Raw genomic sequence first — 6,381 nt, 5'->3', positions numbered from 1 at the left:
ATACGAGGGTGACCCGGCGCGGCGGCGTCGCCGGACCTGACGCCGGCCTCGTGGCCGGCCTCCTGGCTCAGGCCTGTCGGTCGCGCTCCTGGGCGGCCAGTGCCCGGGCGATCGTGTCGCGGTTCTCCGACACGGTGCGCACCAGGCCTGCCTGGGCGTCGGGGTGCCGAGCGAGCCAGGTGTCCGAGGCGTCCTTGAGCTCGGTGCTGGCCAGGGCGAACGGGTAGAAGCCCTGGACCACCCGCTCGCCGATCGCGACGCTGCGCTCGGCCCAGGCGTCGACGAGCATGTCGTGGTACTTCGCGACGTAGGGCTCGAGCAGCGACACGTCGGCGCAGCGCCTGAAGCCGGCGCCGATGGCCTCCACCATCTGGTTGGGCAGGAGGTTCTGCTCGACCGCCTTGGACCAGGCCTCGGCCTTGGCCTCCGCGGTGGGACGGGCCGCCAGAGCCTCAGCGTGGCGTTCCTTGCCGGTCGAGGTCGGGTCGCGGTCGAGCTCGGACTGCAGCTCGTCGTCACCGAGCACCCCGAGGGCGGCCAGTGCCTTGGTGAAGGTCCAGCGCAGCTCGGTGTCGACGCCCAGGCCAGGCAGCGACTCCTCACCGGCGAGCAGCGCGCGGAGCCGGGCCTCGTCGGCGCGGTCGGCGGTCGTGTTGGCCCACGCCTCGACGAGCTGGAACTGGGCGTCGCTGCCCGGCTCGGCCGCATCCGCGAGGGTCCGGAGCGAGGCCGACAGGAGCGCGGCGGTGTCGGACCGGTGCTCCGGAGCGGTGTAGAGGCGGGTGGCCGTGACGATCTGGTTGACGAGCACGCGCAGCAGCGTCGAGTCGCTCTCTCCCGGCAGCGAGTCGAGGACGAACCGCACGAAGTCGCGGGCGGGCATCTCGGCGTCTCGCGTCATGTCCCACGTCGCCCCGAGGACGAGCGAGCGCGGTAGCGAGCTCTGGAAGCCACGCGGCAGGGCCAGCGCCGTCGCGAGCGAGCGCTCGTCGAGGCGGATCTTGGCGTAGGCGAGGTCGTCGTCGTTGAGCAGCAGCAGGTCAGGCTGCTCGAGCCCGACGAGCTCGTCGATGTCCGTGAGCTCTCCAGCGATGTCGACCTCGTGGTAACCGACGCGCTCGAGCGCGCCGTCCCTGACGGCATACCGGCCGATGCCGAGCCGGTGGGGTCGCAGCGTCGGGTGCTCCTCCGTGGACGTCTGGGCGATCGCGAAGGAGGTGTACCGCCCGTCCGCGCCGAGCTCGAAGACCGGGCGGAGCGTGTTGACGCCCGCTGTCTCGAGCCACAGCTTGGACCAGTCGCTGAGCTGACGGCCCGAAGCGGTCTCGAGCTCCGCGAGCAGGTCGGCGAGCGTGGTGTTCCCCCAGGCATGCTTGCGGAAGTACTCCCGCAGCGCGGCGACGAACGGCTCGCGGCCGACGTAGGCGACGAGCTGCTTGAGCACCGAGGCGCCCTTGGCGTAGGTGATGCCGTCGAAGTTGACCTCGACGTCCTCGAGGTGGCGCATGTCCGCCGCGATGGGGTGCGTCGACGAGAGCTGGTCCTGGGTGTAGGCCCACGCCTTCTCGGCCGTGCCGAACGTCGTCCAGGCGTTCGTCCACTCGGTCGCCTCGGCCTGGCAGGTCGTCGAGGCCCATTCGGCGAAGGACTCGTTGAGCCACAGGTCGTCCCACCACCTCATCGTGACGAGGTTGCCGAACCACATGTGCGCAAGCTCGTGCAGGATCGTCAGCGCGCGACGCTCGGTCTTCGCCTCGGAGACCTTCGAGCGGAAGACGTAGATCTCCGTGAACGTCACGGCGCCGGCGTTCTCCATCGCACCCATGTTGTACTCGGGCGTGAAGATCTGGTCGTACTTCTCGAACGGGTACGGCTGGTCGAACTCCGCCTCGAAGAAGGCGAAGCCTTTCTTCGTGCAGTCGAAGATGTTGTCCGCGTCGAGGTACTGCGTCAGCGACCTGCGGCAGAAGACGCCGAGAGGCACGACGCCGTTGCGGGTCGCGACCTCGTCGCGCACCTCGTCGTACGGACCGGCGATGAGGGCGGTGATGTAGGACGAGATGCGGCCCGTCGGCGAGAACGCCCAGGTGGCGCGCTCGATCCCGTCGACGACCCCTGCCGCAACCGGCTGCGGGGTGGGGGAGTTCGAGACGACCTTCCAGTGCGCCGGGGCGGTGACCGTGAACCGGAACGACGCCTTGAGATCGGGCTGCTCGAAGACGGCGTACATGCGCCGAGAGTCGGGCACCTCGAACTGGGTGTAGAGGTACACCTCGTTGTCGACCGGGTCGACGAAGCGGTGCAGGCCCTCGCCGGTGTTCGTGTAGCGGCCCGTCGCGTCGATGGTCACGACGTTGTCGGCCGCGAGGCCGGGCAGGGCGACTCGCGAGTCGGCGAAAACCTCTGCCGGGTCGAGGTCGACGCCGTTGAGGGTCACCCGCTCCACGGAGTCGGCGATGAGGTCGATGAACGTGTCGGACCCCGGCTCGCGGCAGGTGAAGCGGACCGTCGTCACGGTGTTGAAGTTCTCCGGACCCGTGGTGAGGTCGAGGCTGACGTCGTAGCTGTCGACGCGCAGGACTGCAGCGCGGCTCGCCGCCTCGTCGCGGGTCAGGTTCTTGCCGGGCACGTAGGGACCTCCTGGGGACGGATGCAGGCAGACGTGGCGCCGATCGGGTGCCGTCGTCGCGGGCCATCCTCGCACGACTCGCGGAGCGTTCGGCCACCCGCGGGCCGGTCAGGTTCGGGTGCCATGATGGCGCCATGGCTGCCGCGAACCCTCCCACCGCCGCCACCGAACACCACGGCCGTGCCTCGGTCGAGATGTGGTTCGACCCCATCTGCCCGTGGGCCTGGATGACCTCGCGCTGGCTCATGGAGGTCCAGACGCTTCGCGACGTCGACATCACATGGTCGGTCATGAGTCTCGCTGTTCTCAACGAGCACCGGCACGACCTCGACGCCGCCTACCGCGCACGCATGGACGAGGCGTGGGGGCCCGTCCGCGTCATCATCGCCGCCGCCGAGCAGCACGGCCCCGGAGTCATCAAGCCGCTCTACGACGCGATGGGCACGCGCATCCACCTGCGCAAGATGAGCGACTTCGACGAGGTGATCCGCGAGTCGCTCGCGGAGGTCGGGCTTCCGGCCTCGCTGGCCAAGGAGACACACCACAAGAAGTACGACGCGGCCCTGCACCGCAGCCACAAGCGTGGGATCAGCCTCGTCGGCACCGACGTGGGCACGCCGATCATCGCGGTCGACGGTGTCGCCTTCTTCGGACCGGTCGTCACCCCCTCTCCCAAGGGTGAGGACGCCGCCCGGCTGTGGGACGGCTGCCTGCTGGTGGCCGGCACGCCGGGCTTCTTCGAGCTGAAACGCACCCGCACCCAGGGCCCCATCTTCACCTGACCGAAGCCCGACCGGCTCCAGACCGGCTCCAGACCGGCTTCGACGCACTCAACCAAGGACGGACATGCGCATCCACATCGGCGGCGACCACGCGGCATACGACCTCCACAAGGTCCTCGTCGCCCACCTCAGCGGCGCAGGCCACGATGTCGTCGACCACGGGCCGTTCGCGTACGACCCCGAGGACGACTACCCCGTCTATGTGCTCCGCGCGGCCGAGGCTGTCGCGGCGGAGGACGGGACCCTGGGCATCGTGCTCGGCGGCTCGGGCAACGGCGAGCAGATCGCCGCCAACAAGGTCGCCGGCATCCGGGCCGCACTGGCCTGGTCGCCCGAGCTGGCAGCCCTCGCCCGCGAGCACAACAACGCACAGGTCGTGTCGATCGGAGCCCGCTTCACGGCCGACGACGTGGCCAAGCAGATCGTCGACACGTTCGTCTCCACGGAATTCACCGATGCGGAGCGCCACAGCCGTCGGCTGGGTATGGTTTCCGCGTACGAGAACACGGGGAACTTGCCGGCGCTGCCGGACTCGGACGCGGGCTGACCACCATCAGTCCGGCGGGCCCGGTTCGGACCCCTCGAGACCTGCAAGGGAGGCACGTGGCCACCAACGAGAGCATGGTCTCTCGACGCTCGCGCTACGCTGCCGGACCGATCCGCCGCCTCCGACTCCTCGGGCCTTCGCTGTCCCGGGCACCCTGGGCGCTGGTCGCGTTCTTCCTCCTGCTGAGCGTGGCCACCACCTGGGCCGTCAAGATGTGGCCGACGACGGTGCCGTGGGGGGTCTATGGGTTCATCGTCGTCGCCGCGGGCCTGTTCCTCGAGCCCCGCTACCTGCTCGTCGTGTACCTCGGGCTGTTCCTCGCGATGGCCATCCTCGGGGCGTACCTCGGACCCGACAAGCCCACGACCACCGGCGCGCAGATCGTCACGGTCGCCACGATGATGCTCATGCTCTGGCTCTCCCATGCGCGGGCGCAGGTCGGTGTCGTGGGCGTCAGTGGCGAGTCGATGCTCGTCGACATGCGCGACCGGCTCCGGGCGCAAGGGGAGCTGCCTTTGCTACCCCCGTCGTGGGGCGCGGAGGTTGCTCTCGAGTCCGCCTACGGCGACGGCTTCGCCGGTGACTTCGTCGTCGCGAGCCGCTCCACCGACGGGCGCACCCTGGAGGTGGCGCTGGTCGACGTGTCGGGCAAGGGACGCGAGGCCGGCACCCGCTCGCTGCTGCTCTCCGGGGCACTCGGTGGGCTCTTGGGGGAGATGAGCGAAGCAGGCTTCCTGACCTCGGCCAACAACCACATGCTCCGTCGACGCTGGCCCGAGGGCTTCGCCACTGCGGTCCATGTCGCGATCGACCTCGAGAGCGGCAACTTCACCATCGGGTATGCCGGGCACCCCGCCGCCGCGCAGTTCACCGCGGGTTCCGGCCGGTGGCGGATGCTCGCAGGGGGCCGTGGGCCGCTGCTCGGCGTCATCGAGCGCGCCGAGTACCCACGCGAGAGCGGGACGATCCGCCGCGGCGACGCGCTCGTGCTCTACAGCGACGGTGTCATCGAGGCACGGGACAAGGCGCTGGTCGACGGGATCGACCGCATGCTCGGCCGAGCGGAGTCATTCATCCGGACCGGCTTCGAGGGCCTGGCCCAGCGACTGTGCGACCAGGCCGCAGCCGGCCTCGGTGACGACCGCGCGGTCGTCACCATCTGGCGCAGCTGAACGGCCCGGACCCTGTGGTCAGCTGATGTCGTCGTCCTGACCGTCGAGGTTGTCGAGGGCGTCCTTGGCGGCCGCCTGGCCCTGGTCGACCTTGTCGGCGTACTGCCCACCGGTCTTCTCGTCGATGAAGTCGCCGGCCTTGTCGACGCCCTCACCCACCTGCTCGCCGTGCTCGTCGACGAGGTCGCTGACCTTGTCCTTCATGTTGTCGAACATGCTCATGGGCGCCCCTTACGGTCAGCGGGGACCGCCGATGGCCCCCGACGCTCATCAACCTAGCGCCGTCGTCGGCGACCGCAACCCACTCAGCCCGTGAAGTTCGGGTGAACGCGTTCTCACTACGATGCGGTGGTGACCGACGAGCCCACGAGCGCCACACCCCGTCCCCATCGCAAGGACCACGTCGTGCCCGAGCTCCCCGAGGGCGTGACGCCCACCCGCGTCCGCAGCTTCGTGCGGCGCGGTCGGCTGTCCGCGCTCACCGTCGACCGAGTGGAGCGGCTGGGACCCGGCCGGGCGCTGCCGGCCGGACCGTTCGACCCAGTCGCGACCTTCGGCCGCGAGGCCCCCGTCGTGCTCGAGATCGGCTGCGGCCACGGCCACGCCGCCATCGCGTATGCCGCTGCCTTCCCTGAGCACGACATCGTGGCGATGGACGTGCACACCCCCGGGCTCGCCCGCATGCTCGCCCGCGCCGACGAGGCGGGGGTGCCGAACCTGCGGATCGAACAGGGCGATGCGGTCGTCTTTCTCGAGGGGCGCGCGGCCGACGACACGTTCGAGGCGGTGCACCTGTTCTTCCCGGACCCGTGGCGCAAGAAGAAGCACACCAAGCGGCGGTTCGTCAGCCCGACCAACCTCGACCTGCTGGCCCGCGTCCTCAGAGCACGCGGCCATGTGCTCATCGCGACCGACCAGGACTACTACGCCGAGCACGTCCTGGCCGAGGTCGCCGAGCACCCTCGCTTCGTCGCCTCCCGGACGGAGCGGCCGGTGTGGCGACCTCAGCAGGGCTTCGAGGCCAAGGGCATCGCGGCGGGCCGAACCATCAACGAGCTGCGTCTCGACGTCGTCGACTGAGTTCTGCATCGGCGGGCTCGATCGCCGGTCAGGGTGCCGGCCTCCAGGTGGGGGCAACAGGACGCCGGCCTCGCTCCTCCCTGTTGGAGGGACCTTCGGTCGGGGCACGCCGTCGCTCGTGCCTCGCTCCTCCCTGTTGCAGGGACCTTCGGTCGGGGCACGCCGTCGCTC

General features: G+C 70.0%; 6 protein-coding genes. 4 read left to right on the top strand and 2 right to left on the bottom strand.

What is annotated here, in order from left to right:
• Positions 1–67 precede the first annotated feature (67 nt).
• Entirely contained in the window at positions 68–2,629 is a 2,562-nt protein-coding gene (gene pepN, locus ACWEOW_RS09490) for an aminopeptidase N (RefSeq protein ID WP_452268936.1), read from the bottom strand.
• Positions 2,630–2,763: 134 nt separating this feature from the next.
• Between pepN and ACWEOW_RS09485 the strand changes: the two genes are divergently transcribed.
• The 3 genes from ACWEOW_RS09485 (at position 2,764) to ACWEOW_RS09475 (ending at position 5,130) form a co-directional block, all read left to right on the top strand.
• A complete protein-coding gene (locus ACWEOW_RS09485) occupies positions 2,764–3,411 on the top strand; it encodes a mycothiol-dependent nitroreductase Rv2466c family protein (RefSeq protein WP_452268935.1) in 648 nt (215 codons plus the stop codon).
• A 64-nt stretch (positions 3,412–3,475) separates the two neighbouring features.
• Positions 3,476–3,958 carry a ribose-5-phosphate isomerase gene (locus ACWEOW_RS09480; RefSeq protein ID WP_452268934.1) on the top strand — a complete coding sequence of 161 codons (483 nt, stop codon included), beginning with the start codon at positions 3,476–3,478 and terminating at the stop codon, positions 3,956–3,958.
• A 56-nt stretch (positions 3,959–4,014) separates the two neighbouring features.
• Positions 4,015–5,130: a PP2C family protein-serine/threonine phosphatase gene (locus ACWEOW_RS09475; RefSeq protein ID WP_452268933.1), complete on the top strand. Its 1,116-nt coding sequence runs from the start codon at positions 4,015–4,017 to the stop codon at positions 5,128–5,130.
• 18 nt (positions 5,131–5,148) lie between these two features.
• Here the strand turns inward: ACWEOW_RS09475 and ACWEOW_RS09470 are convergent, their stop codons facing one another.
• Positions 5,149–5,352: an antitoxin gene (locus ACWEOW_RS09470; RefSeq protein WP_452268932.1), complete on the bottom strand. Its 204-nt coding sequence runs from the start codon at positions 5,350–5,352 to the stop codon at positions 5,149–5,151.
• A 129-nt stretch (positions 5,353–5,481) separates the two neighbouring features.
• On the opposite strand from ACWEOW_RS09470, the gene trmB reads away from it, so the two are divergent.
• Entirely contained in the window at positions 5,482–6,210 is a 729-nt protein-coding gene (gene trmB / locus ACWEOW_RS09465; protein ID WP_452268931.1) for a tRNA (guanosine(46)-N7)-methyltransferase TrmB, read from the top strand.
• The last annotated feature ends 171 nt before the right edge of the window (positions 6,211–6,381 follow it).

This window comes from Monashia sp. NPDC004114 (assembly GCF_053603855.1).
The sequence above is the reverse complement of the archived record's forward strand: the minus strand, read 5'-3'. Positions and strand labels throughout refer to the sequence as shown.